General features: G+C 72.2%; 28 protein-coding genes. 14 read left to right on the top strand and 14 right to left on the bottom strand.

Going from position 1 to position 24,521, the window contains the following annotated elements; all coding sequences use genetic code 11:
* Window positions 1–12: 12 nt before the first annotated feature.
* Together ACWGN5_RS01730 and ACWGN5_RS01725 are read left to right on the top strand one after the other, a co-directional pair.
* A complete protein-coding gene (locus ACWGN5_RS01730) occupies window positions 13–429 on the top strand; it encodes a DUF742 domain-containing protein (protein WP_369148692.1) in 417 nt (138 codons plus the stop codon).
* A complete protein-coding gene (locus ACWGN5_RS01725) occupies window positions 410–1,024 on the top strand; it encodes a GTP-binding protein (RefSeq protein WP_453510602.1) in 615 nt (204 codons plus the stop codon). The genes ACWGN5_RS01730 and ACWGN5_RS01725 overlap by 20 nt, the downstream gene beginning before the upstream one ends.
* A gap of 44 nt (window positions 1,025–1,068) precedes the next feature.
* On the opposite strand, the gene ACWGN5_RS01720 is transcribed toward ACWGN5_RS01725, so the two are convergent.
* Complete coding sequence (locus tag ACWGN5_RS01720; protein ID WP_453510600.1) at window positions 1,069–1,494, bottom strand: PPOX class F420-dependent oxidoreductase; 426 nt, start codon at window positions 1,492–1,494, stop codon at window positions 1,069–1,071.
* Between the two features lie 165 nt (window positions 1,495–1,659).
* Here ACWGN5_RS01720 and ACWGN5_RS01715 point away from each other — a divergent pair, with 165 nt between their 5' ends.
* The 7 genes from ACWGN5_RS01715 (at window position 1,660) to ACWGN5_RS01685 (ending at window position 7,961) form a co-directional block, all read left to right on the top strand.
* A complete protein-coding gene (locus tag ACWGN5_RS01715; protein ID WP_369148695.1) occupies window positions 1,660–2,073 on the top strand; it encodes a roadblock/LC7 domain-containing protein in 414 nt (137 codons plus the stop codon).
* Between the two features lie 134 nt (window positions 2,074–2,207).
* Complete coding sequence (locus ACWGN5_RS01710) at window positions 2,208–3,407, top strand: DUF6397 family protein (protein ID WP_453510598.1); 1,200 nt, start codon at window positions 2,208–2,210, stop codon at window positions 3,405–3,407.
* A gap of 49 nt (window positions 3,408–3,456) precedes the next feature.
* Window positions 3,457–5,004 carry an ATP-dependent DNA ligase gene (locus ACWGN5_RS01705; RefSeq protein ID WP_453510596.1) on the top strand — a complete coding sequence of 516 codons (1,548 nt, stop codon included), beginning with the start codon at window positions 3,457–3,459 and terminating at the stop codon, window positions 5,002–5,004.
* A gap of 51 nt (window positions 5,005–5,055) precedes the next feature.
* Window positions 5,056–5,499: a hypothetical protein gene (locus tag ACWGN5_RS01700; RefSeq protein ID WP_453510594.1), complete on the top strand. Its 444-nt coding sequence runs from the start codon at window positions 5,056–5,058 to the stop codon at window positions 5,497–5,499.
* A 191-nt stretch (window positions 5,500–5,690) separates the two neighbouring features.
* Complete coding sequence (locus tag ACWGN5_RS01695) at window positions 5,691–6,476, top strand: polysaccharide deacetylase family protein (RefSeq protein WP_453510592.1); 786 nt, start codon at window positions 5,691–5,693, stop codon at window positions 6,474–6,476.
* A 391-nt stretch (window positions 6,477–6,867) separates the two neighbouring features.
* Entirely contained in the window at window positions 6,868–7,593 is a 726-nt protein-coding gene (locus ACWGN5_RS01690; RefSeq protein ID WP_453510590.1) for a hypothetical protein, read from the top strand.
* Entirely contained in the window at window positions 7,590–7,961 is a 372-nt protein-coding gene (locus tag ACWGN5_RS01685; protein WP_453510588.1) for a peptidase inhibitor family I36 protein, read from the top strand. The genes ACWGN5_RS01690 and ACWGN5_RS01685 overlap by 4 nt, the downstream gene beginning before the upstream one ends.
* 7 nt (window positions 7,962–7,968) lie before the next feature.
* Here the strand turns inward: ACWGN5_RS01685 and ACWGN5_RS01680 are convergent, their stop codons facing one another.
* From ACWGN5_RS01680 to ACWGN5_RS01660, 5 genes are all read right to left on the bottom strand, one after another.
* Entirely contained in the window at window positions 7,969–8,736 is a 768-nt protein-coding gene (locus tag ACWGN5_RS01680; protein WP_453510586.1) for a rod shape-determining protein, read from the bottom strand.
* Window positions 8,737–8,867: 131 nt separating this feature from the next.
* On the bottom strand, window positions 8,868–10,055 hold the full coding sequence (locus ACWGN5_RS01675; RefSeq protein ID WP_453510584.1) for a globin domain-containing protein: 1,188 nt from the start codon (window positions 10,053–10,055) through the stop codon (window positions 8,868–8,870).
* A gap of 85 nt (window positions 10,056–10,140) precedes the next feature.
* Complete coding sequence (locus ACWGN5_RS01670; RefSeq protein WP_453510582.1) at window positions 10,141–10,590, bottom strand: RrF2 family transcriptional regulator; 450 nt, start codon at window positions 10,588–10,590, stop codon at window positions 10,141–10,143.
* Between the two features lie 36 nt (window positions 10,591–10,626).
* Complete coding sequence (locus ACWGN5_RS01665; protein WP_453510580.1) at window positions 10,627–11,343, bottom strand: hypothetical protein; 717 nt, start codon at window positions 11,341–11,343, stop codon at window positions 10,627–10,629.
* A 242-nt stretch (window positions 11,344–11,585) separates the two neighbouring features.
* The gene (locus ACWGN5_RS01660) at window positions 11,586–11,984 is read right to left on the bottom strand and encodes an SHOCT domain-containing protein (protein ID WP_453510578.1); all 399 of its coding nucleotides are present in this window, start codon (window positions 11,982–11,984) and stop codon (window positions 11,586–11,588) included.
* Between the two features lie 206 nt (window positions 11,985–12,190).
* Between ACWGN5_RS01660 and ACWGN5_RS01655 the strand changes: the two genes are divergently transcribed.
* Both ACWGN5_RS01655 and ACWGN5_RS01650 read left to right on the top strand, forming a co-directional pair.
* On the top strand, window positions 12,191–12,631 hold the full coding sequence (locus tag ACWGN5_RS01655) for a DUF6325 family protein (protein WP_453510576.1): 441 nt from the start codon (window positions 12,191–12,193) through the stop codon (window positions 12,629–12,631).
* 2 nt (window positions 12,632–12,633) lie between these two features.
* On the top strand, window positions 12,634–12,963 hold the full coding sequence (locus ACWGN5_RS01650; RefSeq protein WP_453510574.1) for an SHOCT domain-containing protein: 330 nt from the start codon (window positions 12,634–12,636) through the stop codon (window positions 12,961–12,963).
* A gap of 13 nt (window positions 12,964–12,976) precedes the next feature.
* Here the strand turns inward: ACWGN5_RS01650 and ACWGN5_RS01645 are convergent, their stop codons facing one another.
* Together ACWGN5_RS01645 and ACWGN5_RS01640 are read right to left on the bottom strand one after the other, a co-directional pair.
* Entirely contained in the window at window positions 12,977–13,426 is a 450-nt protein-coding gene (locus tag ACWGN5_RS01645) for a peroxiredoxin (protein WP_453510573.1), read from the bottom strand.
* A gap of 84 nt (window positions 13,427–13,510) precedes the next feature.
* On the bottom strand, window positions 13,511–14,101 hold the full coding sequence (locus ACWGN5_RS01640; protein WP_453510571.1) for a PadR family transcriptional regulator: 591 nt from the start codon (window positions 14,099–14,101) through the stop codon (window positions 13,511–13,513).
* Between the two features lie 162 nt (window positions 14,102–14,263).
* On the opposite strand from ACWGN5_RS01640, the gene ACWGN5_RS01635 reads away from it, so the two are divergent.
* From ACWGN5_RS01635 to ACWGN5_RS01625, 3 genes are all read left to right on the top strand, one after another.
* Window positions 14,264–14,749 (top strand): SRPBCC family protein, encoded by a 486-nt coding sequence (locus tag ACWGN5_RS01635; RefSeq protein ID WP_453510569.1) that lies wholly within the window; start codon window positions 14,264–14,266, stop codon window positions 14,747–14,749.
* Between the two features lie 225 nt (window positions 14,750–14,974).
* Window positions 14,975–16,339, top strand: coding sequence for an Ig-like domain-containing protein (locus tag ACWGN5_RS01630; RefSeq protein WP_453510567.1), 1,365 nt, complete (start codon window positions 14,975–14,977; stop codon window positions 16,337–16,339).
* Window positions 16,340–16,396: 57 nt separating this feature from the next.
* Window positions 16,397–16,705 (top strand): CU044_2847 family protein, encoded by a 309-nt coding sequence (locus tag ACWGN5_RS01625; RefSeq protein WP_453510565.1) that lies wholly within the window; start codon window positions 16,397–16,399, stop codon window positions 16,703–16,705.
* Between the two features lie 619 nt (window positions 16,706–17,324).
* On the opposite strand, the gene ACWGN5_RS01620 is transcribed toward ACWGN5_RS01625, so the two are convergent.
* The 6 genes from ACWGN5_RS01620 to ACWGN5_RS01595 all read right to left on the bottom strand — a co-directional run bounded on the left by ACWGN5_RS01620 (window position 17,325) and on the right by ACWGN5_RS01595 (window position 24,421).
* Window positions 17,325–18,680 carry an outer membrane protein assembly factor BamB family protein gene (locus ACWGN5_RS01620; protein ID WP_453510563.1) on the bottom strand — a complete coding sequence of 452 codons (1,356 nt, stop codon included), beginning with the start codon at window positions 18,678–18,680 and terminating at the stop codon, window positions 17,325–17,327.
* A gap of 224 nt (window positions 18,681–18,904) precedes the next feature.
* Complete coding sequence (locus tag ACWGN5_RS01615) at window positions 18,905–20,299, bottom strand: threonine/serine ThrE exporter family protein (protein ID WP_453510562.1); 1,395 nt, start codon at window positions 20,297–20,299, stop codon at window positions 18,905–18,907.
* 48 nt (window positions 20,300–20,347) lie between these two features.
* Entirely contained in the window at window positions 20,348–21,163 is an 816-nt protein-coding gene (locus ACWGN5_RS01610) for an ABC transporter permease (protein WP_453510560.1), read from the bottom strand.
* Window positions 21,164–21,185: 22 nt separating this feature from the next.
* The gene (locus ACWGN5_RS01605) at window positions 21,186–22,109 is read right to left on the bottom strand and encodes an ABC transporter permease (RefSeq protein WP_453510558.1); all 924 of its coding nucleotides are present in this window, start codon (window positions 22,107–22,109) and stop codon (window positions 21,186–21,188) included.
* A 10-nt stretch (window positions 22,110–22,119) separates the two neighbouring features.
* The gene (locus ACWGN5_RS01600; protein WP_453510557.1) at window positions 22,120–23,319 is read right to left on the bottom strand and encodes an ABC transporter substrate-binding protein; all 1,200 of its coding nucleotides are present in this window, start codon (window positions 23,317–23,319) and stop codon (window positions 22,120–22,122) included.
* Between the two features lie 64 nt (window positions 23,320–23,383).
* Window positions 23,384–24,421, bottom strand: coding sequence for an ABC transporter ATP-binding protein (locus tag ACWGN5_RS01595; protein ID WP_453510555.1), 1,038 nt, complete (start codon window positions 24,419–24,421; stop codon window positions 23,384–23,386).
* Window positions 24,422–24,521: the final 100 nt, after the last annotated feature.

Below are 24,521 nucleotides of genomic sequence, written 5' to 3'. Positions count from 1 at the left end.
CCGGAGAAGCCCATGAACGACGACAGCACCGGCGCCGACCCGACCGTGCCGGGCAGTCAGTGGTACGACGCCGACGCAGGACCGCTCGTACGCCCGTACGCGATGACCGGCGGACGGACCAAGCCGGGCCCCAGCAACGTACGGTTCGACCTCATCGCACTCGTCGTCGTGGACGACGAGCCGCCCGGACCGGCCGAGGAAGCGCTCCTCGGCCCCGAGCACCGGTCCCTGCTCACCCTGTGCAGGGCCGAGACCCAGTCGGTCGCCGAACTCGCCGCGGACGCCGACCTGCCCGTCGGCGTCGTCCGGGTCCTCCTCGGCGATCTCCTCGAATCGGGCTTCGTGCGCGTCAGCCGGCCCGTACCCCCCGCACAGCTCCCCGACGAAAGAATCCTGAGGGAAGTAATCGATGGCCTACGAGCGCTCTGAGAGCACCGGCGCCGAGGACGGCGCGGACACCGCCCTCGCCCTGAAGATCCTGGTCGCCGGCGGATTCGGCGTGGGCAAGACCACCCTCGTCGGCGCGGTCAGCGAGATCCGGCCCCTGCGGACCGAGGAACAGCTCAGCAGGGCCGGCGAACTGGTCGACGACACGGGGGGCGTCGACCAGAAGACCACCACGACCGTCGCCATGGACTTCGGCCGCATCACGATCCGCTCCGGGCTCTCCCTCTACCTCTTCGGCACGCCCGGGCAGGACCGGTTCTGGTTCCTGTGGGACGAGCTCTCGCAGGGCGCCCTGGGAGCCGTCGTCCTCGCCGACACGCGGCGCCTGGAGGACTGCTTTCCGGCGGTCGACTACTTCGAGCACCGGAAGATCCCGTTCGTGGTCGCCGTCAACTGCTTCACGGGCGCGCGTACGTACGGGGCGCACGACGTGTCCCGGGCGCTCGACCTGGACCGCGGCACGCCCGTCGTCCTGTGCGACGCGCGCGACCGCGATTCGGGGAAGGAGGTGCTCATCCGGCTGGTCGAGTACGCGGGGCGGATGCTCACCGCCCGGCTCCTGAACACCGTCGGCTGAGGTGCACGGGGGGCGAGGGCGTCCTGGGGCGGCGGGGCGGGACCTCAGTCGGCGATGCCGGCCTCGGCGATCACCTTCTCGATCCGCACCCGGACGAGGAGTTCGCCGGGGACCGCGTTGCGCTCCCCGAACTCCTCCGCCCGGTCCGCCCCCATGTACCGGCCGCCGATCCGGGTGGCCCAGTGAAGCAACTCGACCGGGTCCTCGCTGAGTTCGGCCCGACCGCGGATCGACACATAGGCGAAGGGCGGGGTGTCGTCGTCGATGCAGAGGGACACCCGGCCGTCGCGGGCGAGGTTGCGTCCCTTCACCGTGTCCTTGCCCGTGTTGAACACCAAGTCGTCGCCGTCGAGCAGGAACCAGACGGGGACGACGTGCGGACTGCCGTCGTCGCGCACCGTCGCCAGCTTGCCCGTACGGGTCCCCTCGGACACGAAAGTCCGCCACTGTTCCTCGGTCATTCTCGTCATGGCCCCATCCTGCGGCACGCGCGGGCGTGGTGCGGTGCTTGCCCTGTCCACGACAGTGCGTAAGGCTTGCGGCGATACGCGGACGACGACGGTACGGACCACGAGGGCCGTGCGGACCAACAGGGTCCGCCCAAGGGGACGTACCGGCTAGGGGGAGGATCACTGATGGCATTGGACAAGGGACTGGACTGGCTCCTGGACGACCTGACCCAGCGGGTCGGATACATACGGCACGCGCTGGTGCTGTCGAACGACGGTCTGGTGACGGGCGCGAGCAGCGGGCTCGTGCGCGAGGACGCCGAGCACCTGGCGGCCGTCTCCTCCGGTCTGCACAGCCTCGCCAGGGGCTCGGGCCGGCACTTCCGGGCGGGCAGGGCGCGGCAGACGATGGTGGAGTTCGACGACGCGCTGCTCTTCGTGACGGCGGCCGGCGAAGGCAGCTGCCTGTGCGTCCTGAGCGCGGCCGAGGCGGACGTCGGCCAGGTCGCGTACGAGATGACGCTGCTGGTCAACCGGGTCGGCGAACACCTCGGCGTGGCGGCGCGGCAGCCCGGAATCCCGGACGGCGGCGTGATCTGACGCCACTGCCGGACGGTTGTCCACAGGGCGTTGTCCACAGGTCGTGCGGGTGTCGTCACTCTGCGTTACGGTGTTCTGTGTGGGTCCGAGGGGCCCGCGACGGAGCGAACACGGACGCAAGGGGGAGGGCCGCCATGACGGTGGACGAAGGAACGCGCACGGTGACACCGGGGCGGGCCGCGCAGGAACTGGAGCTGAGGCGCGACGAGTTCCGGCTCGCGGTCCAGCTCGGCCTGGTGCGGACGGTGCCGGCCGGCGAGGCGGGACGGCGGCGGGTCGAGCGGTGCGAGCTCGACCGCCTCAGGGCCGGCCCGGACTTTCCCGCAGGCCTGCGCGAGCGGGTCCGCGCGGTCGGTACGGGGGAGGCCGCCGCCCTCCTCGGGATCACGGCCGACCGGTTCACCCGGCTGGCCCGGACGGGACACGTCAGTCCGGTGCGGTTCTCGCTGAACCGCTACCGGGCCGTGGTCTGGCTGTATCTGCCGCAGGAGGTCGTCGAGTTCGGCCGGACACGCCCGGACCTCCTCACGGGGCGGCTGCCGCTGGAGCTCCGTGCGCGTCTCGCCGCGCACGAGGACCGGCGGGCCAGGAACTGGCGGGCGCGGCGGCTCGCCCTGCTGCTCCGTGCCACCGAGGACCCGTGGGCGCGGGCCGCCGCCATCGCCTCGCTCCTCGATCCGGTCCAGGTGGCCGAGGTCGTCGACGATCCTTATGAGCGCACGCACCTCGACCGCTTGCGCCCGCCTCCGCCGCCGGGGATGCCTGTGTCGCCGGTCGCGCGCGAGCTGGCCGAACGGCTGACCCTGGCCGACGACCCGGACGAGATCCTCTGGCACCGCCTGAGCCTGGCCCTGGCCCTGGACGAAGCCCGCGCGGAACGCCAGGCGCCGCACCCCGGGGATGCGGAAGCCGCCGTGCGGGCCCAGGGGGCGTCGGCTAGGCCATGGGCGCCGCGGGAGGTGCCGGATCCGAGGGGTTCGGCGAGGTCATGCGCGTCACTGGACGTGCCGGCTCCAAGGGTTCCGGCTCCGAGGGTGCCGGCTCCACGGGTGCCGGCTCCGAGCATGCAGGATCCACGGGTGTCGGACCCAGTGGTGTCGGATCCGGGGATGTCAGTTCCCTTGGCGTCAGTTCCTGTGGCGTCGGTTCACGCTGTGCCGGACGCTGCCGGGCCGGGTTCGGCCGGTCGGTCGGCGGTGGTCGGTCGGTCGGCGGTGGTCGGCGCTCCGCCGGGGCGGCCCCGGCGGAGCAGGCTGTTCGAGCGTTTCCGGCGGGGGAGGGCCGCGGGTGCGGCGCGGCCCCGGCGGCGGAGGCGGCCGGTGGACTGGCCCTGATGCGGTACTCCGGCGTGCGGCCCCGGCGGCGGGTCGAGAGGATGGGCCCATGCTGCTTGCGCGTGTCGCGGAAGTGTCCCGGGAGGTCGCCGCCACGGCCGCACGCACGCGCAAGATCGCTCTGCTCGGCGAGCTGTTCGCCGAGGCAGGGCCCGAGGAGAGCCCCCTCGTCATCGCGTATCTGTCCGGGCGGCTGCCGCAGGGGCGGATCGGGGTCGGGTGGAGCATCCTCAAGGAGGTCATCCCGCCGGCCGTTCCGCCCGTCGATGAGCCCGGGCTCACGCTGGGGCAGGTCGACGGGGCGATGGCGGAGCTCGCCGCCGTGTCCGGCGCCGGGGCCCGCGCCGCGCGGACCCGGCTCGTCCACGCGCTCCTGGCGGCCGCCACCCTCGACGAACAGGAACTCCTGCTGCGGTTGCTGGCCGGCGAGGTGCGCCAGGGGGCACTCGACGCCATCGCCCTGGAAGGCGTGGCCAAGGCCGCCGGGGTGCCGGCCGGCGAACTGCGGCGCGCCGTGATGCTCGAAGGGTCGCTGCCCCCGGTCGCCCAGGCCGTGCTGGCCGAGGGGGTGACCGCGCTCGACCGGTTCACGCTGCGGGTCGGCAGTCCCGTGCAGCCCATGCTCGCGCATACGGCCGCTTCCGTCGCCGAGGCGATCGCCGACCTGGGGGCCTGCGCGGTGGAGGAGAAGCTTGACGGGATCCGGATTCAGGTGCATCGGCGCGGCGAGGAGGTGCGGGTGTACACCCGCTCGCTCGACGACATCACCGACCGCCTGCCCGAGGTGGTGGCGACCGCCGGGGCGGTCGACGCCGACGCGTTCATCCTGGACGGCGAGGTGATCGCCCTCGACCCCGGAACCGGGCGCCCGGTGTCGTTCCAGTCGATCGCGTCCAGGGTGGGATCCCGGTCCGACGTGGCGGGTGCGCGCGCCGCGCTTCCCCTGACGCCGGTGTTCTTCGACGTCCTCGCGGTGGAGGGAGAGAGTCTGATCGACCGGCCGGGCGCGGAGCGGCACGCCGTTCTCGCCCGTCTGCTGCCGGAGGCCCAGCGGGTCCGCCGTACCGTCGTGACCGATCCGGCCGAGCGCGGGCAGACCGAGGCCGCAGAGGGGTTCTACGCGGACACCCTGGCCCGGGGGCATGAAGGGGTGCTGGTCAAGGCGTTGGAGGCGCCCTATGTGGCCGGGCGCCGGGGGCGTACCTGGCTGAAGGTGAAACCGGTCCACACCGTCGACCTCGTGATCCTCGCGGTGGAGCGGGGCCATGGCCGCAGGACCGGACTGCTCTCCAACCTCCACCTCGGCGCGCGGACCGCCGACGGCGGCTTCGTGATGCTGGGGAAGACCTTCAAAGGGCTCACGGACAGCATGTTGCGCTGGCAGACCGAGCGGCTCGGCGAGCTCGCGCTGTCGGACGACGGCTTCACCGTACGTGTACGGCCCGAACTCGTCGTGGAGATCGCGTACGACGGACTCCAGGCCTCGACGCGCTATCCGGCCGGGGTCACGCTCCGGTTCGCCCGGGTCGTACGGCACCGGCCCGACAAGCGGGCCTCGGAGGCCGACACCGTCGAGCGGATCATCGAGGGTCGCTGACTCCGTTCGGCGGCTCTCGCGGGGCGGCCTCCCGAGAGGGATGCTGGAGACGTGGCACGACGAGCGCCCGGCCCGAGGAGCGCGTGGCACCACGAGCGGCCGGCGGGCCGCGAGGAGATGAGCGACGTGTACGACTTGCACATCGACACCGACGTCACCGTGCAGCTGAGCGACTGCTGCAGGGAGGACGCCCAGGCCGTGTTCGACGTCCTCGACCGCGTCTACCAGCTGGAGGACATGGAGACGGTGAGCCCGCAGGCCGCCACGGGACCGGTTCCCACGGTCTGGAGCGCCACGTTCGACACCGCCGCCGGACGGCACGAGGACGTGGCCCCCACCCATCTGACCGCCCCGGTCGGCGCCACGCTCACGGGTGGCTACCACGCCGTCGACGAGGTCGAGAAGGTGCTCGCCAGCGGCTTCGACATCCAGTCACTCCAGTCCGTCTCCGGTGACCAGGAGACCGAGGCCCGACTGTTGCTCGCGTCCCGCTGAGCGGGACGCGTAGACACTCCGGGCGGCGCGGACGGGCGCCGCCCGGGGTTCTCGTGTGCCCGTGAAGGGCCCGGCGGACCCCGCCGACATCCCCGCTATACACCGTATGTAGAGTGCCTTCCGATCAAGCGCGCCGCCCTGACCAGCGGTGACGGCTGTACCGAAGACACCACGGGGAAAGCGGGTCCACCATGTTCCGATCCAGGCCTGTCCGCGGCAGGGCAGTGGCCACCGCCGTGCTCGCCGCGGCATCGCTGCTGCTGACGCTGAGCGGCTGCGGAGTCGATCCGCTCACCCCGCAGGACGCCCGGGGCGAGGCCGGATCGGACGACAAGGCGGGCGACGGGGGCCGCCGCGTCGACTGCGCCGAGGTCAAGTGCATAGCGCTGACCTTCGACGCCGGACCGGGCAAGGACACCCCCCATCTCCTGGACGTCCTCAAGGAGAAGCAGGTGCCGGCGACCTTCTTCCTCCTCGGCAGCAAGCACGTCGACCGCTACCCCGATGTGGTCAAGCGCATCGCCGACGAAGGCCACGAGGTGGCCAACCACACCTGGTCGCACCGGATCCTCACCGACCTCGACGAGTCGGAGGTCCGTGAGGAGCTGTCGAAGACCCAGGACGCCATAGAGAAGATCACCGGCCGGAAGCCCACGCTCATGCGCCCGCCCCAGGGCCGCACCGACGGCACGGTCTCCGACGTCAGCCGCGAGCTCGGACTCGCCCAGGTCCTGTGGAGCATCACGGCCAAGGACTACTCGACCACCGACCCGGCGCTGATACGTCAGCGGGTGCTGGAGGTCGCACACCGTGACGGGATCATCCTGCTCCACGACATCTACGACGGCACGGTGCCGGCCGTGCCCTCGATCATCGACGAGCTCAAGCGGCGGGGCTTCACGTTCGTGACGGTCCCGGAACTGCTCGCTCCCGGCAAGGCCGAGGCCGGTGAGGTCTACCGCCCCGAGAGGGACTGACGGACCTGCCGAAACCGGGTGAGGTCGCTCACATCGACCACCCGGGATTTCTCGGAACATTCGGGAAAGGTTTACCGTTCATACGTGTGTGACTGCGAAGGGGTCCGGTCCCCAAGGTCCCCCCCGAGAGGTGACCGCTCTTCGTCCGTCACGGCGATCGGCCCCGGTTGGAATCCCCCGTCCAACCGGGGCTTCGTCGCGTGGAGGACCCCCACCTCCTCCCTCGTCGGCGGTGCGTCGACGGCGCGTGAGCGGCGCGCACCCCGGCGCGTTCGACTCGTTCGAGTGAGCCTCGGCATGGCGGCCCGGCAGCCGGGCAGTGATCTTCCCGAGCCGGTCAAGACGATCACCGCCGGCCACTCCGACCAGGGACGATCGAAGGGGGAGCCCCATGGTCCGCACCACCTCCCGCACCGCCTCCCGTGCCCGTCGCACCCTCCTCGCCGCGGCCGCCACGCTGCTGCTCTCGGGCTGCGCCACCATCGGACCCGGTGGGCCCGCGCCCCCGAGCGTCCCGGCGGACACCGCGGCCCAGGACGAGCTCCTCAGGGCCGCCGAGCACCGCCTCGTGGCGGACTGTCTCGACGCCAGGGGGCTCACCCTCGCGGCCCGGCCCCGCGCTCCGGACGAGGACCGCGCCTTCCAGGCGGCGCTCTTCGGCTCCGGGCCCCACGAGCTCTCCGTCACCCTCGCCACGGGCGCCACCGTCACCGCCCACGAGGACGGCTGCCTCGCCACCGCCCGCCACCGGCTCTACGGCGACCAGCGCCGCTGGTTCCGGGCCCAGGTCACCGTCGACAACCTCCGTACCGAAGCCCAGGCCCGGATGCGCGCCGACCCCGCCCACCAGGCGGCGCTCGCCCGCTGGACCCGATGCGCCGGCCCGCCCGGTCACCCCCGCCCCGACCGCCCCGCTCCCACCGTCGCGACTCGCTGCGCCCGCGAAACCGGACTCGAGGCCGTCCGCGCCCGACTCGAAGCCGCGGAACTGGTCACGGTGCGCTCGCTGCGCCGCGACGAACTCACCACCTACCGGCAGCTGCGCGACAGCGCGCTGCGGCGGGCAGTCGAACTGTCCGCGTCCACCCACCCGCAGAAGGGCTCCACCCACTCGTGAAGCGACTCATCGCCACCTCCGCCGCCGCCCTCCTCGCCGTCACCTCCGGACTCGCCCTCGCCACCTCCGCCGGAGCCGCCGAATGCCCCAGCGGGGAGTTCTGCGTCTGGCAGGACGCGAACTTCGGCGGTCAGCGCGCCAACTGGAGCGGGGACGACGGCTGGTGGGAGAGCTGGATCTCCGACACCGACTCCTCATGGGCGAACCACGGCATCTCCGGACCAGGGATCAAGGACCACGTCCAGGTCTACGACAGCGCCTGGCAGGGCGGCAGCATGACCATCTGTCTCGCCCCGGGGCAGGAGGTCGGCTACGACGGCGCCGCCAACGACCGCGGCGACTCCCACATCTGGTCCACCGGTTGCTGACCCTCCGTCAGTCGCGGGGCAGGGCGCCGGCCGGGTGGCGGAGGGCGGAGGCCAGCATCAGACCGGCGCCACGGACGACGCTCGTGGAGGGATCGTTCGCCAGCCGGAGCCGGGCGCGGAGGAGGTGAGCCAGCCGTCCCGTCACATCGAGGCGCAGGGCGCCGCCGCCCGTCACCAGGACGCCCCGGCGCAGCGCCCCGCGGACCGCGCCGGTGCGGTCATGCCGCCACAGGTCGCTCACCATGTCGGCGGTCGTCGTGGCGATCGCGTCCGGCGCGCTTCCGGAGTCCGGAAGGTCGTCGAGGCCCACCTCGGCGAGCCGGGCGTCCTCGACGAGGCCGTCCACGACGAGCGTGACCTCCGTCAGCTGGGCGCCGAGGTCGACCACGAGCAGCGGGCCCCCGCCGGACGGGGCGGCATAGGCGGCCGCCGCGCGGGCGCTGTCCACGGCGATGACCCGCACCGGGCCGAGACCGTCGACGAGCCGCTTCGCGGCTGCCCGCTCCTCGGGGGCGGCGAGGACCGGGTGGGTGAGCATCACGACGGTGTCGTGCCCGCCGCCACCCGGGGCCGAGGCGGCCAGGCGTCGAAGCAGACGGAGCTGGGAGTCGGCGTCGGTCACCCGGCCGCGGCGTACCGGAGCGCTCGGCACGTCCGCGAAGACGCCCGCGCCCGGAGCCCAGGCGCGGGTCCGGGAGCTGCCGATGTCGAGGGCGATCCCGCGCACCGGCCGCCCCGTGCCCCGGCCTTCCCCTGCTGCTCCGAACGATCCCATCGCTTCCGTCCATTTCCTGCGAACCCGCTGATTGCGAGGTTGATATGGCACCTCACTATGCAATACCCGTGGAATTAACGCCATGGTGCATGGGGATCGAAGGGGGGAGCTGAAGGGGAGGGGGTGAGAGCTCAGCCCTCGGCGCCGAGCCAGAGGTCGGGGCCGAACACCTCGTAGTGGATGTCGGCCGCGGCGGTGCCCCGGCCGAGGAGGTCGCCGCGCACCGCGCGCAGGAAGGGCAGCGGCCCGCACAGGTACGCGGTGGTGCCCGCCGGCAGGTCGATGAGCGTCACGTCCGCGCGGCCGGGACGGGCGCCGGACTCGCCCGGCTCCTCGTACCAGAGGTGCAGCGTCCCCTGCGGGAGGGCGTCCACCAGGCGTCGCAGCTCGGCGGCGTGCGCGTGGGAGTCGGGCGTGCGGTCGGCGTGCACCACGACGACCGGCCGGGTCGATCCGGTGGCGACGAGATGGTCGAGCATCGCCAGCATCGGGGTGCTGCCGATGCCGGCGGAGGCGAGCAGCAGAGGGCTGTCGCCCTCGGGCAGGGCGAGGTCGCCGAACGGGGCCGAGACCTCCACGGTGTCGCCCGCGCGGGCCTGCGCGTGCAGCCAGGAGGAGACCTCGCCCGCCGGGTCGCCGTCGACCCGTTTCACCGTGATCCGCCACTGCGGGTGCCCGGGAGCGGCGGACAGGCTGTACTGGCGGATCTGCCGGGCGCCGTCGGGCAGCGCGACCCGGACGCTCACGTACTGGCCCGGCCGGAACGGGGTCGTCGGAGTCCCGTCGGCGGGGCGCAGGGTGAAGGACACCGTGTCGGACGTCTCCTCGCGCCGCTCGGCGATCTCCATGGACCGCCAGACCTGGCCCTCGGGGACACCGGCCTCCTGGTAGAGACGGGCCTCCACGGCGATGAGCGCGTTCGCCATCAGCCAGTAGACCTCGTCCCAGGCCTGTGCGACCTCGGGGGTCACCGCCCCGCCGAGGACCTCCACGATCGCGGCGAAGAGGTGCTCGTGCACCGTCTTGTACTGCTCGGAGGTGACGCCGAGCGAGGCGTGCTTGTGCGCGATGCGGGACAGCATGGCGTCGGGGCGGCTGTCCGGGTTCTCGAGCAGGGCGACGGCGAAGGCGGCTATCGAGCCGGCGAGCGCCTTCCGCTGCTCCCCGTTGGCCTGGTTGCCCCGGTTGAACAGGTCGCGCAGGAGCTCGGGGTGGGCGGTGAAGAGGCGCCCGTAGAAGCGTTCGGTGATCTCGTCGAGCGCGCCGCCGACGGCGGGCAGGGTGGCGCGGACGACGGGAACGGCCTGCTCGGACAGCATGGGAACTCTCAATCTGGTAGATGATCTACCTATTAAAGGGGGTGCGGATGCCCCTCAGTGGCCCACCGGGAGTGTGGTGACCCGGTCAGGGGGCCTGTGGCGGACGTGGGCTGAGAGTGAGGAGCAGCGGGCCGGTCGGTGACTCCACGAGCGAGGCGACGGTGAGCGGGTCGAGCGCGCGGTAGAAGGCCTCCTGCGCCTCGCGCAGTGCTCCGCGCAGCCGGCACGCGGTGCGCAGGGGGCACGGCGGGTCGCCCTCGCAGGCGACGACCTCCTCCTCGCCCTCCAGGGTCCTGGTCAGCCAGCCCACCGAGGAGCGGCGCCCCAGCTCCGTCAGGGCCAGGCCGCCACCGCGGCCCCGCCGCGCCTCGACCACGCCGAGGTGCTGGAGCCGGGTGACCACCTTCGCCATGTGCGCGTAGGGCACGTCCATCGACTCCGCCACCTCGCGGGTGGTGACGGACTCGTCCGATGCGGTGACCGCCAGGCGCATCACGGCACGGAGCGCCAGGTCGGTGAACTTGGTCAGCCTCACGCCATGACCGTATCAAAGCGGTATCTCGGGTACGTATTAAGGGGGTGGCTCCCGGCGACGCCTCCGGCGGTGCCACACCCACCAGCCGCCCGTGAGCAGGCAGCTGGTCACCAGGACGATCCCGGCCACGGGCCACTGTCCGCCCGCGATCCGGAGGTCCGCGGCGGCGACCACGAGCAGTCCGCCCACCGGGAGCACCACTGATCCCAGCGCGCGAAGCCCGGCCGTGGCCATGGCCGGGTCCACCCGGACGCGGCGCGGCGAGCGCAGGTCGCGCGAGCCGACGTAGAAGACGGTGGCCCGGTCCATGAGCTGGTTCGTGGCGCGGTTGTACGAGACTGCCATGTACGGCAGCCAGACGAGCGGGGCCACCAGACCGATGAGGAACACGCAGACCACGAGGACCCACTGGCCGAACCGCGCGAGCCGGCCGGGGCCGTCGTCGGAGGGCGTGAGCAGTCCGAGGAGCCGCGCCATCCGCATCACCAGGTCCCACAGGACGCCCGTACGCCCCCGTCCCCCGCGCGCGGGGGGCTCGGCCGCGTGGGCGTCGAGTGCGGCCAGGGCCGTCTCGGTGTCTCCGTACACCCCTTGCAGGACGAGCAGTTCGGCCGCCCGCTCCGGATCCGTGGGATCCCGCCCCTCGCAGGCGGCGAGTTCGAGCACCGTGCGCGCCTGGGAGAGGATGGCGGCGCAGAAGGCGACGGGGATGAAGAGGAGGAACGGGCCGCCGACGAAGGCGCCTTCCGTCACGACCCTCCGGCGGCCTCGGCTGATGACGAGGGACCGCAGAGCCGCCGCGTCGGCTTCCGGATGGGCGGCACGGAGGCGTTCGACCGCGGGCCCGGCCCCCGGCCCGAGGTGGCGCAGGGCGAAGGAGGCGAGCGCCTCCGGGAGCCTCCCGGGCTCCGCCGCGACCTCTCGCAGCAGGGATCCCGGGAGCCCGGCACCGCGCCCGCCTTCCTCCGGGCCCGCGGCCCGCCGCCTTCTCAGTCTCAGGACAGGACCTTGGCCTTGGCCTTCTCGAACTCCTCGGGCGTGATGGCGCCCTTCTCCTTGAGGTCGGCCAGCCGGGCGAGTTCGTCAGTGGGGCTCGTGCCGCCGCCCTGTGTCCCGGCGGTCTTGCGGATGTACTCCTGGAACGCCGCCTCGCTCTCCTTGGCCTGCTTGATGTCCCGCTGACCCATGCTCTTGCCGCGTGCGATGACGTAGACCAGCACGCCGAGGTACGGGAGCAGGATGCAGAAGATGAGCCAGCCTGCCTTGCCCCAACCGCTGAGGGAGTGGTCCCGGAAGATGTCGGTGATCACCTTGAACAGCAGGAACAGCCACATGATCCAGAGGAAGAACCACAGCATGGTCCAGAAGACGTTGAGGAGGGGGTAGTCGTCCATTCCTGCACTCCGTTCCCGCGCAGGCCGGGGAAGGCCTGGCGATGCAGCGAGTTTCGCTCAGCCCTCGCACGCCCGCATGTCGTACGCCCGCACGTGCGGGCCCGGCGCGGCCGTGTTCGGATGGAGGCCGCGGACCGTCGCCGGAACCGGGACCACCACCCGCCCGCGCGGGGCCGCGCATCGCACGAGGAACGGAACGGAGCAACATGGGGCCGGTGGAATGTGTCGTGCTCGCCTTCCCGGGGGAGCGGCTGAAAGTGGCGGCGGTGACGGCCATCGCGGAGCTGCGCAGGGCCGGCCAGGTGCGCCTGATCGACTCGCTCGTCGTCGTCAAGTCCGTGGCGGGCGAGGTGTCCACCTCCGAACTCGTCGAGTACGAGGAGTTCGACGAGGCCACGGCCGAGATCGGACCCGAGGTCAATCTGCTCGGTCCCGAGGACGCGGCCGAGGCGGCGGAGACGCTCGAACCGGGCTCCTGCGCGCTGATGCTGCTCGTCGAGCACGTCTGGGCCACGCGGGCGACGGACGCGATCCGCCAGGCCGGCGGCCGGATCGCCGGGAGCGTGCGCGTACCGCCCGTGCTGGTCGAAGAGGCGAGGGTCGCCCATCGCGAGGCCGTGGCCGCCGCAGCGGTCGGAAGGAGCTGAGCATGTTCCTGCGACGACGCCCCCTCCTGCGACCCGTCGTCCGGCCCGTCGGCGCGCCCCTGTTGCGCGGCGCCCTCGTGGGCGGCGCGGCCTACGCGGCGGGCCGCAGCTCCGCCCGCGCCGCGCGCCGCGAGGAGGACCAGGAGCAGGCCATCGCCGAACTCCAGGCCCAGCAGCAGCCCCCGGCGCCGCCGACCCCCGCCGCGCAGCCCGCCCCCGGCGGGGCACCGTCGATCACCGACCAGCTGGCACGGCTCGGCGAGCTCGCCCAGCAGGGTCTGCTCACGCCGGAGGAGTTCGCGGCCGCCAAGGCCAAACTGCTCGGCGTCTGAGGGTTCTGCCCGGTCAGGCGCCGCGCAGGGCCGCGAGGGCGCGGTCCGCGTGGGCGCTCATCCGCAGTTCGCTGCGGACGACCTCCCGGACCCGCCGGTCCTGGCCGATCACGAAGGTGACCCGCTTCGTCGGCGCGAGCGAGAAGCCACGCTTCACACCGAACCGTTCCCGTATGGCACCGTCCGGGTCGGACAGCAGGGGGTAGCCGAGCGAGTGCCGCTCGGCGAACTCCTGCTGCCGCTCCACCCCGTCGGAGCTGATGCCGACCGGCAGGGCGCCGACGGCACGGAACTCGGCCGCGAGGTCACGGAAGTGACAGGCCTCGGCGGTGCAGCCCGGGGTGAGAGCCGCCGGATAGAAGAAGAGGACGACCGGGCCTTCGGCGAGGAGGCCGGTCAGTGAGCGCGGCGCGCCCGTCTCGTCCGGAAGGGTGAAGTCCTCGACGAGGTCACCGACGTTCATTTCAGGCCGTCCTCGATGCGTCCGTGTGGCGCCACCGGTGCCTCCGGCGGCCGGCCGTGACGTTACCGCAGAGTAGGACCGGCGTCACCCCTGGCGTACCGCCTCCGGGGCCGCGCTCCGTGCCGCGGCGCGCCGGTCGAGCACGACGAGGGCCCGCTCGCCCCAGCGCAGGTTCTCCTCCTCGAAGAACCGCCCCCGCATCAGGGTGAGGTACGGTCCGACGCGCTCCGCCTCGCCCAGGTACGTGTCCTCGTCCCGGCCGGCGAGCATCCACTCCCGCAGCCGCTCGTAGCCAGCGAGCTTCGCCCGGGCCGTCTCCATCCGCTGCGCCACGAACTCCCGGACGGCCGCGGTGTCGCCCTCGTCGCAGGCCTGGACCTGCACCATCAGCTCGTCGCGGACGGCGCTCGGGCGCGGCGGGGTGCTCGTGTAGGCGACCAGATCCCGTCGGCCCGACTCCGTGAGGCTGAACATCCGCTTGTTGGGGCGCCGTTCCTGCTGCACCACGCGGGCCGTGATCAGACCGGCCTCGGCGAGCCGCTCCAGCTCGCGGTAGAGCTGCTGCGGGGTGGCGGCCCAGAAGTTGGCGACGGACACGTCGAAGATCTTGGCCAGGTCGTATCCGGAGGCCTCGCCCTCCAGGAGAGCTGCGAGGACGGCGTGCTTGAGCGACATCCGGACACGCTAGCAGCACGTTGAATAGTTTCGTCCGCACCTAATCAACCGAGTGGCCGTCCGAAGGAGCCGGACGGCCGTCCTTCGCTGGCAGGTCCGTCCGGCGCCTGCCTAGGCTGGAGAGGGGCAGGCCGCGGGGCAGCAGATCCGAGGGGCAGCGCGATGGACAGCGACACGTTCGTGTACACCACCTATATCCGGACCACTCCCGAGGAGCTCTGGCAGGCGCTCACCGAGCCGGAGCTCACCCGCCGCTACTGGGGCGTGGCCTTCGAGTCGACGTGGACCCCGGGCGCGTCGATGGTCTGGGACGAGCAGGGCCGCAGGACCGTCGACCCCGAGCAGGTGGTCCTGGAGGCCAAGCCCGGCCGCCTCCTCTCGTACACCTGGCACACCTTCACCCCGGACTGGGCGGAGGCCGTCCGACTCGACCAGGAGGTGTACGAGCGCCTCACCCGCGAGCGCCGGTCCCGGGTCACCTTCGTGATCGAGCCGTCCGGCGACACGGTGAAGCTCACGGTCACCCATGGCGACCTGGAGCCCGACGGCACCATCAAGGGCCTGATCGGCGAGGGCTGGCCCGCGCTGATCTCCAGCCTCAAGTCCCTTCTGGAGACGGGCGAGGAGCTCCCGGAGCCGCCCCGCTGAAAACCGGCTCGGCCGCCCGCCCCTGCCCGACCGCGGCCATCGCCCCTGCCCGGCCGGATCCGCCCCACGCCTGACCCCGCCGCCCGGCTGACCCATTCGAGTCGTCTCGCCCCCGACTCCGCGCCACGCCCGGCGCCTTGATCATCTTTTTCTCCGTTCATCCGTTTTGATGCTGCGGTCGGCAACGCCCGCCGACGCCACCGCACGAAGGGGAGGCTGTCCGACGTGTCGTCACGCCGATACGCACGAGGGTGGGGAGCGCTCTCCCTCGCCGTCGGAGCCGTCCTCGTCAGCACGGCCGCCCAGTCGCCCGCCCCGGACTCCGCGCGCGAGCAGGGAACCGCCACGGACCGGGACGCCACCGCCGTCGTCTCCCTGGACGGCTGCGCCGCCGACGAAGACCTGTGCACCGACCCGCCCCACACCGTCGTGCTCGGCGGCGACCGTGTCCTCACGGGCCGGCCGTTCACGCTCGGCCCGCACGCCGCGGGCCCCGTGGAACTCGCGCTCCGCACCCCGGGCGTGCTCGCCGACATCAACGTCACCGACGAACGCGGCCGCCGGATCGCCGGAGCACAGAGCCCGGACCACACCCGGTGGACCAGCGTCGCCCCCCTGCCGGCCGGAGCCCGCTACGCCGCCCGGATGGTCGTCGACGGGGCGGGGGCGTACGGCCCGCACCGCGCCCGCCTCGACTTCCGAACCGCCCCGATGCCCGCCGGGGAGCGGCTCACCGTCGCCTTCGGACCGGACGACGGCGGCACGTACGGAGTGGGCCAACCGGTCACCGCCGAACTCAGCCGGCCCGTCCCGGCGGACGACCCGGGCGCGCGCCGCGCCGTGGAACGGGCGCTGGACGTACGGACCGAGCCCCATGTGGAAGGCGCCTGGCACTGGGTCGACGCCAACACCCTCCACTACCGGCCCCGCACCTACTGGCCCGCCCGCGCCACGGTCCGCGTCCGCAGCGGCCTCGACGGAGCCCGCATCGGCGGCGGCCTCTACGGCGGCCCCTCACGCCCCCTCACCTTCACCACCGGAGCCCGGATCGAGGCGGTCACGGACGTCTCGGCCCACAGGATGAACGTGTTCCGCGACGGGGAACTCCTGCGCACGCTCCCGGTGACCACCGGCAAGTCCGGCTACCGGACGAGAAGCGGCATCAAGGTCGTCCTCGGGAAGGAGCGCTTCGTCCGCATGCGCGGGGACTCCATCGGGATCGCCCGCGGCAGCAAGGACTTCTACGACCTCAAGGTCTACTGGGCCACCCGGGTGACCTGGAGCGGCGAATACCTGCACGCCGCGCCCTGGTCGCTCGACTCCCAGGGCAGCGAGGACGTCAGTCACGGCTGTACGGGGATGAGCACCGAGGACGCCTCCTGGCTCTTCCACACCGTCCGCGAGGGCGATCTCGTACGGGTCGTCAACGGGTACGGGGAGCCCATGACGCCCTTCGGCAACGGCTTCGGCGACTGGAACCTCAGCTGGCCCGAGTGGCTCCGGGGCAGCGCCCTCGCCACGGACACCGCCACCGAGACCGGGGACTCCGACACCGGGTCCGCCGCGGGTGCGCTGAGCCCGAGCCTCTGACCGCCCGAGCCTCTGCCTGCCCGACCCTCTGACCGCGCGACCCCAGGGAGCACACCGATGCAGGAGATCACGGAAATCGAGGTCGGGGACGCGACGCTCTTCGTGGAGGCACGACGCCTCGGCCCCGATGCGGACTTCGAAGCGCTCGGCGACCACCTCCCCGACCTCTCCGGCGTCACCGAGGCCCTCTCCTCCTTCGCCGGACGGATCGGCGAGGCGCTCCGCCAGGCCGCCCCGGACCGTGCGACGGTCGAGTTCGGCTGCCAGCTCGGCCTGGACGCGGGCAAGCTCACCGCACTGGTCGTCCAGGGCAGCGCGAACGCGAGCCTGCGCGTGACCCTCGAATGGGTGAAGAAGCCCGGCTGACCGGCTAGGAGCCTGTCCGGCCGATCATTGGTCGATGCGCATGGTCGGGGGTAGTTGTGTGCGCGGCCTATAACCTGCGCCTGTCTCGGCGACCTGGCCGCACGCCTGACGGCTCGGTGGGGCAATGCGTTCATCGTGGACCTCGGACCGTATCTCAGTGCTGTCTGCGTGGGTGATGCGGTGCCCGAGCCGCTCGACTACCTCAGCCAACAGGCCGTGAGCATGCAGGTGTGGCCGCTCCCCGACAGCGGTCGTTGGATCGCGCTGGCGATCGGCCAGGCTGACAAGGAGCTTCTCCGGCACCGGCGCGAACTGGGTGCAGGCGGCCCGCTGTCCCGGTGTGACGATCAGGGACAACGGGCGGCAGCGGCCGTCCGCGCTCAGGTGGATCTTGCCGGTGAAGCCGCCGCGCGAGCGCCCCAGGCGCTCGCCTCCAGCAGCACCTCCACCAGCCGGTCGGCGAGGCTATGCCACGGAGTTTCGTCCTGGTGTTCCAGCGGCTCGCCCCCTTTTAGGGGATCGGCCGGACAGCTGTGGTTCAGCGGTAGTCGTCCTCGTCGAGGTCGACTACCCGCGCCTCGACCGGCGGCCTGCCTTGCGGCAGGAAACGGTCATCGGCTCACCAGCGCTCGAACGCGGTGAAGGCATGATCGCCGGCCGCCCCGACGATGATCCGCCCGTCGTGCTCGAAGAAGTAGCCGCTGGGCGCTTCCTCACGGAAATGGCGCTCGTCGAGTTCCTCGCCGTTGCCGGCGTCGTACACGAGCAGCTCGGTGATGGCGCTGGCCTGGGTTGACCACTCGCACAGCACGGTGACCCGGTCGCCCCGCACGGCCAGCCCGGCCGCAGGCTCGTCCAACTCGTTGTTCCACACCTCTTCGCCGCTCTTCAGGTCGAAGGCGATCAGCCGGTAGTGCCGTCCCTTGTGATAGGTCCACGCCAGCGCGTACATCCGCTCGCCGACGACCTCTGCCGCGTCGATCTGGCCGTAGTCGCCGCTGAGCTCGATGCCGGGCCGAGGATGCCCATCCTGGCCGAAGGAGACGAACGTGCCCGTCGCCTCGCCCGAGTTCCCGTTCGAGGACCGCACGACCCTCAGCACCAAGGGGTCGGCCGACTCGATGAGCACGCTGGAGTCCATCGACACGGGGCGACGGGCATCGATGGGAACGTTCCACTTCAGAGCGCCGGTGCCGCGATCGAAGGCCGCCGCCATCAGCTCGACGTCCCCGCCGCTGTCGGAGCCCGGGTCGTCCGCGTCCTCCCCGCCGCAGGCCAGGACGGCGTGGACCTGTTCCTTGCCCACGAACGTGTCCCATACCCCGCACGTGCCGGGAACGGCCGCCGTCCAACGGGCCTTGCCTGTGCGCAGGTCGAGGGCGCGGAGGGAACGGTTGCCGCTCGGCGTCCGCAGCTCCTGCTCGGTCCAGTCGTCGCGGATCAATGCCAGGCCGCCCTCCGCATCCAGGAAGCCGTCCCCGGGAAACCGGCCGTCCGAGACGGTCCGCGGGACGCTCCACAGCTCCCGCCCGTCCTTCATGTCGAAGGCAAGGACGGTCGAGCAGCCCTTGCCCTTGCCCGGCGAGGCGGGCTTGCCGCTCCCGCCGCTGGTGGCACTGCTCTCCGTGCCGTACGCGACCACGAGGACCCCCTCGCCCGCACGACGCGCGCTCCCGCAGATCTGGGCGCGGCCGGGCGGCACGAATTCCCAGAGCTTCTTCCCGTCCTGCCCGTCGGCGATGCCGAAGCCGGTCACCGCATCGAACCGGCTGCGGACGGCGACGTCCCCGACGACCCAACTGCCGTTGGCCTTGCCATCGCTGGGCCGGTCCTTCGGAGTGGCCCAGGTCCGCACCATGGAGTCGCCCGGCAGATAGCCCTCGAACGACAGGAACCAGGCGGTGATGGAACCGATCACCCCAAGTACGACCCCGATCACCGCCACCACCTTCACGAGCCCTGCTCTGCCTGACATCACGCGCTCCCCCTACCGTGCATGGCACACCCCCTGCGAGCGGCGTTCCGGAGACCCGCCCGACACGTTGATCTTCGAACAACGGTCAGGCTAAGGGCGGGGCCTCCCAGCGGTCCATGCCGATCCGGCGCGGGTGGAGGACGTACCGGCCGAGGGCGAGCTGCGAACGCCGTCGGTGGCGCGGAGGTGGACGGGTGGCTGGACGGTGATCGGCCGGACAAGCCCTAGGGACCGGGCTCCGCCTCCGCCGGCTCCGTCGGGTCCCCCTGTGTGGCCGGGGCCGGTTCGCCGAGGCTGAGGCGGGGGCGCCGCTGGAGCCCGGCGCCGACCAGGACGCCCAGGGCGATCGACGCCACCGTGATGACCATGGTGACCAGGCTGTCCAGGCCGCCGGCCGTGTCGCCCTGCACGATGATCTCCGAGACGCTGGTGAGACCGACCGCGCCCGGCACCAGGAGCCAGAAGCAGGGCAGGAACACCACCTGGTCCGGGGTGTGCGAGCGCCGCTCGATCCAGGTCGCCATCGGGGGCAGCAGCATCCCGGCCGCGAAGGCGCCGAAGGTCGGCCCGGCGAACTCCGTGGCCACCGACTGGACCAGGCGCTCGACGAGCAGCGCGGCCAGGAGCCAGCCGGTGACCCGGGGTGGGGCGGAGAAGTACAGCAGGAAGCCGAAGCCGAGCAGCAGCACCCCGGCCCACGGCGCCCAGGCGCCCAGCGGCTCGGACGGGGCCCCGCCCGGCGGGCGGGCCCGCAGGAGTTCGGTGCCGACCAGGATGCCGAGGGCCAGGAGCAGCAGGACGTTCACGGCTCCGGCGAGCCGCGCGATGCCCGAAAGCGCCGCCCCGGTGGCGAGTTCGATGGCGCCCAGGGTCAGCGCCGCGCCCGGCAGGAAGGCGATCAGCGGCGGGATGTACAGGACGGTGGGGACTTCGTGCAGCAGGGGGCCCGCCCAGCGCAGCGAGACGGCCGTGACCAGGATCGCTGCGGTCACGGGCAGGGCCGTACGGGCCGCAGGGAGCCGGTCGCCGAAGAGCCGGAGCAGGCCGATACCCAGACCGAGCACCGCGTACCCGATGACGGCCGGGACGGTCGCGTGCCGCATCGCGCCGAGGCCGACGGTGAGGAGCACGTACCCGAGGACGGTGGCGGCCGGGCTGAACCGCTCGGGCCGTTCCCGCACCTCGCGCAGGGCGTGGCGCGCGTCCTCGAACGGCACCTCCGTCGCCCGCATCCGCTCGACGAGGGACTGCAGCGCCTCGACCTGGTCGAGGCGGAGGTCGGGGCCCTCGACCGGGGCGAAGTCCAGCTCGCCGCCCCGGCCGTCGGGGCCGCCCCCGACCCGTACGAAGAGGCCCGTGGGGACCACGAAGGAGCGGACCCGCATCCCGTACCGGGCGGCCACGTCGTGCAGGACCCGCTCCACCTCTGCGGTCCGCTCCCCGGCGCGGAGGAGTGCGGCGCCGAGCTCGCACAGCAACGCCGCCAGGTCACGCAGCCGTTCGCGGCCGGCGCTCTCCGCCTCCGGCACGGTGACGGTGTCCCCGCCCCGCCGGCGCGGCCGCAGCGCGGCGGCCCGGCGGGCGAGAGCACGCACATCGAAACGGGGCAAAGAGCGCATTCGGGAAAACTAGCAGGACAGCGGTGCCACCGCCGTTCTGGCGCTCCCTCACACCCGTCCGCCGCCCTGTGTGTCCGAGGAGAGCCGCTGGGCCGCGTAGATCGGGATCACCGACAGCAGGACGAGTGCCGCCGCCACCACGTTCACCACGGGGGCCTGCTGAGGGCGGGTCATGTTGTTGAAGATCCACACCGGCAGCGTCTGCACCGCGGGTCCCGCCGTGAACGTCGTCACCACGATCTCGTCGAAGGACAGCGCGAAGGCGAGCAGCCCGCCCGCGAGCAGCGCCGAGCGCAGCAGCGGGAAGGTGATGTCCCAGAAGACGCGGAAGGTGTGCGCCCCCAGGTCCATCGCCGCCTCCTCGTACGAGCCGGGCAGCCGCCGCAGCCGCGCCACCACGTTGTTGAAGACGACCACGATGCAGAAGGTGGCGTGGCCCACGACCACCGTGAACATGCCGAGACCGACCCCGAGGGGTTCGAGGACCGTGCCGAAGGCCGAGTTGAGCGCGATGCCCGTGACGATGCCGGGCAGCGCGATCGGCAGCACCACCGCGAAGGAGACGGCCTCGCGCCCGAAGAAGGCGTACCGCTGCACCGCGAAGGCGATGAGCGTGCCGAGCACGAGGGCGACCGCCGTCGCCGCGAGACCGGCCCGGACCGAGGTCCACAGCGCCTCGCGGGCGCCCTCGTTGTCCCAGGCCGCCGCCCACCAGTCGACCGTGAGGCCGGGCGGCGGCCAGCTCGCCGAGCGGTCCGGGTTGAGCGAGCCGAGCAGGACGAGCAGCAGCGGCAGGTAGATCGCCGCGAAGCCGAGACCGGCCGCGGTGCGCAGCGCGATCCGCGCGGGTCGGGAGAGGTTCATCGGTCGCGGTCCTTCCGGCCGGTCACAGGCTGCGCAGCGCGCCGGAGCGCCGCACCGCGAGCAGGTACACCACGATGACCGCGACCGGCACGGTGCCGAGCGCGGCCGCCAGCGGCAGGTTGAGGGTGACGTTGGAGTAGACGAGGTTGCCGATCAGCTGGGTCTTCCCGCCGACGATCTGCACCGTTATGTAGTCGCCGAGGCTGAGCGAGAAGGTGAAGACGGACCCGGCGGCCACCGCAGGCCACACCAGCGGCAGCACCACCGAGACGAAGGTCCGCCAGGTCCGCGCTCCGAGGTCCGCCGAGGCGTTCAGGAGGTTGTCGGGGAGCTGGGCGAGCGCGGTGTGGATCGGCAGCACCATGTACGGCAGCCAGAGGTACGTCAGGACGAGCACCGTCGCCGTGAGCCCGTACCCGGGTCCGCTGAGGCCGAACGGCCGCAGCGCCCAGTCCAGCGGGCCGCCTTCGGAGAGGATGAGCCGCCACGCGTACACCTTCACCAGATAGCCGGCCCACAGCGGCATGAGCAGCGCCACCACGAAGAGCGGCCGGCGGCGCGGGTGCGCGACGCGCGCCGTGTAGAAGGCGAGCGGGAAGGCGATGACGGCGCAGAGCGCGGTCACCGCGAGGGCGACACCGACGGTCCGCAGGGCGACCGTCCGGTAGACGGGCGAGCCGACGAGCTCCTCGAAGTTCTGCGTGGTCCAGATCCGGACGACCTCGGACGTGAAGCTGTCGGTCGACCAGAACGCGGACAGGAACAGGGCCGCGAGGGAGCCGAGGTAGGCGAGGACCAGCCAGAGCAGCGGGGCGGTGAGCAGGGCCGCGAGCCGCAGCCGGGGCCGCCGGTGCAGGGCCCCGGCGAACCGCCGGACGGCGCTCCGGCCGGGGCCGGCGGCTCGCGTCGCGGACTCGGGGGAGAGCCCGGGGGAGAGTGCGGTCATGGCGTCGGGGTCAGCCCTTGATCTCGTTCCAGGCCTGGACCCACTTGGCGTACGGCACGCAGCGCGCGTCCGTCCGGCCGTCCAGGCACTGCTCGATGGGCGTCGTCCAGAAGTGGACCTGCTTCCAGTACGCCTCGTCGGTGGCGTGGAAGACGGCGCAGTGGTTCTTGTCGGCGGTCTCGGCGCAGGACTTCGCGTTGGCCGGGGCCTCGCCGAAGTACTCGGCGACCTGGGCGTTGGTCTTCGGCGAGACGATCCAGTCGAGCCACTTGTAGGCGCAGGTGGGGTGCTTGGCCTTGGCCGAGACCATCCAGGTGTCGGACCAGCCGGTCGAGCCCTCCTTCGGCAGGACCGCCTCGACCTTCGCGCCCTCGCCCTTCGCGAGGTTGGCGATCACCTGCCAGCTGGTGCCGACGACCGAGTCGCCGCTCTTGAAGGCGGAGATCTCCTTGAGGTAGTCGCTCCAGTACTCGCCGATGTGCCCGTTCTGCTCCTTCAGCAGGGCCACGGCGGCGTCGAACTGCTTCTGGTCGAGGGCGTAGGGGTTCTTGATGCCCAGCTCGGGCTTGGTCGCCTTGAGGTACAGGGCGGCGTCCGCGAGGTAGATGGGTGAGTCGTAGGCGGTGACCTTGCCGCTGTGCGCCGAGGCCTTGTCGAAGACGGCGGACCAGGAGTCGGGGGCCGGCTTCACCTTCTCCGTGTCGTACATGAGGAGGTTGGCGCCCCGGCCGTGCGGGATGCCGTAGGCGACGCCCTTGACCGAGTTCCACTCCTTGTTCTTGAGCCCGGCGAAGACGTCGGCGTAGTTCGGCACCAGCGCCGTGTTCACCGGGGCGGCGTCGCCGGAGGCGATCAGACGGAGGGAGGCGTCGCCGGAGGCGGAGACGGCGTCGTACGCGCCGGTCTTCATCAGCGAGACCATCTCGTCGGACGTCGCGGCCGTCTTGGCGTTGACCTGGCAGCCGGTCTGCTTCTCGAAGGCGCTGACCCAGTCGACCTTCGGGTCGTTCGAGCCGTCCTCGACGTATCCGGCCCAGGCGATCAGGTTGACCTCGCCCTCGGCCTTGCCGAGCGCGGTCGGCGCCTTGAGGTCGGGCGGGTTGAGGCCACCGGACTTCCCGGACCCCGCCGGGTCGGCCGATCCACAGGCGGTGACGAGGAGCAGCCCGGAGAGGGCGGCTGCGGTCAGGAGGGAGCGGTGCGGGCGCACGTATTTCTCCGTTGCGTGAGGGGACGGGGGTGTGGGGAGCAGGGGTGCGGGGGACCGTGATCGCTCACGGGACGTCAGGGACCGGCACCGCGTGGCTCGGGTGCCATTGGAGGCCGATCCGGGCGCCCCGGAAGGTGGCGAGGTCGGCGGAGGAGGTCTCCAGGTTCTGCTGGAGGGCGGTGAGCCGGCCGCCGCCGTCGAGGTCGACCAGGAAGCGGGTGGAGTCGCCGAGGTAGACGACCTCCGCGACCGTGCCGGCGGCGGTGGCGTGACCGGGGTCGCCGGGCGCCTTGTGGTCGGGGAGGATCCGGATCTTCTCCGGACGGATGCTGTACGTGCCCGGCGCCCCGACCACCCGTCGGGCGGTGTCCCCCGTCAGCAGGTTGGAGGTGCCGACGAATCCGGCGACGAACGGGGTCGCGGGGCGCTCGTAGATCTCGGCGGGAGCGGCGACCTGTTCGATCCGGCCCTGGTGGAAGACGGCGATCCGGTCGCTCATCGTCAGGGCCTCCTCCTGGTCGTGGGTGACGAACACGAAGGTGATGCCGACCTCCCGCTGGATCTCCTTGAGTTCGACCTGCATCCGCTCGCGGAGCTTGAGGTCCAGCGCCCCGAGGGGTTCGTCGAGCAGGAGCACGCTGGGGCGGCCGACAAGTGCGCGGGCCAGGGCGACCCGCTGGCGCTGGCCTCCGGAGAGCTCGGCGGGCCGCCGCCTGCCGAGACCGTCGAGGCCGACCTGCGCGAGGGCGGCGCGGGCCCGCACCAGGCGCTCGGCGCGGGCGACGCCGCGGACCTTCAGGCCGTAGGCGACGTTCTGTTCGACCGTCATGTGCGGGAAGAGCGCGTAGTCCTGGAAGACGGTGTGCACGTCCCGCTCGAAGGGGGCCAGCCGGGTGACGTCGCGGCCGGCCAGCTCGACGGTGCCGGCGGTCGGCTCCTCGAATCCGGCGATCATCCGCAGCACGGTCGTCTTCCCGGAACCGGAGGGGCCGAGCATCGAGAAGAACTCGCCGTCGGCGATCTCCAGGTCCACCCCGGCCACGGCCTCGGTCCGGCCGTAGGTCTTGCGCAGTCCCGTCAGCCGGATCGCCATTCCCTCCATGGGCGGGAACCTTTCTGGTGCGGTGGAGCGTTGCTCGGGTGGGCGTAAACATATGAAGTCATAGTTCAAATCTCAAGACCCCTTTAAGGTAAAGCCTGAG

Source organism: Streptomyces sp. NPDC055815 (genome assembly GCF_053616475.1).
This window is presented reverse-complemented; position numbering and strand designations above follow the sequence as displayed.

What these genes read in the sequence shown, in the direction of transcription:
- ACWGN5_RS01730 (WP_369148692.1), top strand. Translation starts at nt 13, where the DNA reads ATGAACGACGACAGCACCGGCGCCGACCCGACCGTGCCGGGCAGTCAG.
- ACWGN5_RS01725 (WP_453510602.1), top strand. Translation starts at nt 410, where the DNA reads ATGGCCTACGAGCGCTCTGAGAGCACCGGCGCCGAGGACGGCGCGGAC.
- ACWGN5_RS01720 (WP_453510600.1), bottom strand. Translation starts at nt 1,494, where the DNA reads ATGACGAGAATGACCGAGGAACAGTGGCGGACTTTCGTGTCCGAGGGG.
- ACWGN5_RS01715 (WP_369148695.1), top strand. Translation starts at nt 1,660, where the DNA reads ATGGCATTGGACAAGGGACTGGACTGGCTCCTGGACGACCTGACCCAG.
- ACWGN5_RS01710 (WP_453510598.1), top strand. Translation starts at nt 2,208, where the DNA reads ATGACGGTGGACGAAGGAACGCGCACGGTGACACCGGGGCGGGCCGCG.
- ACWGN5_RS01705 (WP_453510596.1), top strand. Translation starts at nt 3,457, where the DNA reads ATGCTGCTTGCGCGTGTCGCGGAAGTGTCCCGGGAGGTCGCCGCCACG.
- ACWGN5_RS01695 (WP_453510592.1), top strand. Translation starts at nt 5,691, where the DNA reads ATGTTCCGATCCAGGCCTGTCCGCGGCAGGGCAGTGGCCACCGCCGTG.
- ACWGN5_RS01690 (WP_453510590.1), top strand. Translation starts at nt 6,868, where the DNA reads ATGGTCCGCACCACCTCCCGCACCGCCTCCCGTGCCCGTCGCACCCTC.
- ACWGN5_RS01680 (WP_453510586.1), bottom strand. Translation starts at nt 8,736, where the DNA reads ATGGGATCGTTCGGAGCAGCAGGGGAAGGCCGGGGCACGGGGCGGCCG.
- ACWGN5_RS01675 (WP_453510584.1), bottom strand. Translation starts at nt 10,055, where the DNA reads ATGCTGTCCGAGCAGGCCGTTCCCGTCGTCCGCGCCACCCTGCCCGCC.
- ACWGN5_RS01660 (WP_453510578.1), bottom strand. Translation starts at nt 11,984, where the DNA reads ATGGACGACTACCCCCTCCTCAACGTCTTCTGGACCATGCTGTGGTTC.
- ACWGN5_RS01655 (WP_453510576.1), top strand. Translation starts at nt 12,191, where the DNA reads ATGGGGCCGGTGGAATGTGTCGTGCTCGCCTTCCCGGGGGAGCGGCTG.
- ACWGN5_RS01650 (WP_453510574.1), top strand. Translation starts at nt 12,634, where the DNA reads ATGTTCCTGCGACGACGCCCCCTCCTGCGACCCGTCGTCCGGCCCGTC.
- ACWGN5_RS01645 (WP_453510573.1), bottom strand. Translation starts at nt 13,426, where the DNA reads ATGAACGTCGGTGACCTCGTCGAGGACTTCACCCTTCCGGACGAGACG.
- ACWGN5_RS01640 (WP_453510571.1), bottom strand. Translation starts at nt 14,101, where the DNA reads ATGTCGCTCAAGCACGCCGTCCTCGCAGCTCTCCTGGAGGGCGAGGCC.
- ACWGN5_RS01635 (WP_453510569.1), top strand. Translation starts at nt 14,264, where the DNA reads ATGGACAGCGACACGTTCGTGTACACCACCTATATCCGGACCACTCCC.
- ACWGN5_RS01625 (WP_453510565.1), top strand. Translation starts at nt 16,397, where the DNA reads ATGCAGGAGATCACGGAAATCGAGGTCGGGGACGCGACGCTCTTCGTG.
- ACWGN5_RS01620 (WP_453510563.1), bottom strand. Translation starts at nt 18,680, where the DNA reads ATGTCAGGCAGAGCAGGGCTCGTGAAGGTGGTGGCGGTGATCGGGGTC.
- ACWGN5_RS01615 (WP_453510562.1), bottom strand. Translation starts at nt 20,299, where the DNA reads ATGCGCTCTTTGCCCCGTTTCGATGTGCGTGCTCTCGCCCGCCGGGCC.
- ACWGN5_RS01610 (WP_453510560.1), bottom strand. Translation starts at nt 21,163, where the DNA reads ATGAACCTCTCCCGACCCGCGCGGATCGCGCTGCGCACCGCGGCCGGT.
- ACWGN5_RS01605 (WP_453510558.1), bottom strand. Translation starts at nt 22,109, where the DNA reads ATGACCGCACTCTCCCCCGGGCTCTCCCCCGAGTCCGCGACGCGAGCC.
- ACWGN5_RS01595 (WP_453510555.1), bottom strand. Translation starts at nt 24,421, where the DNA reads ATGGAGGGAATGGCGATCCGGCTGACGGGACTGCGCAAGACCTACGGC.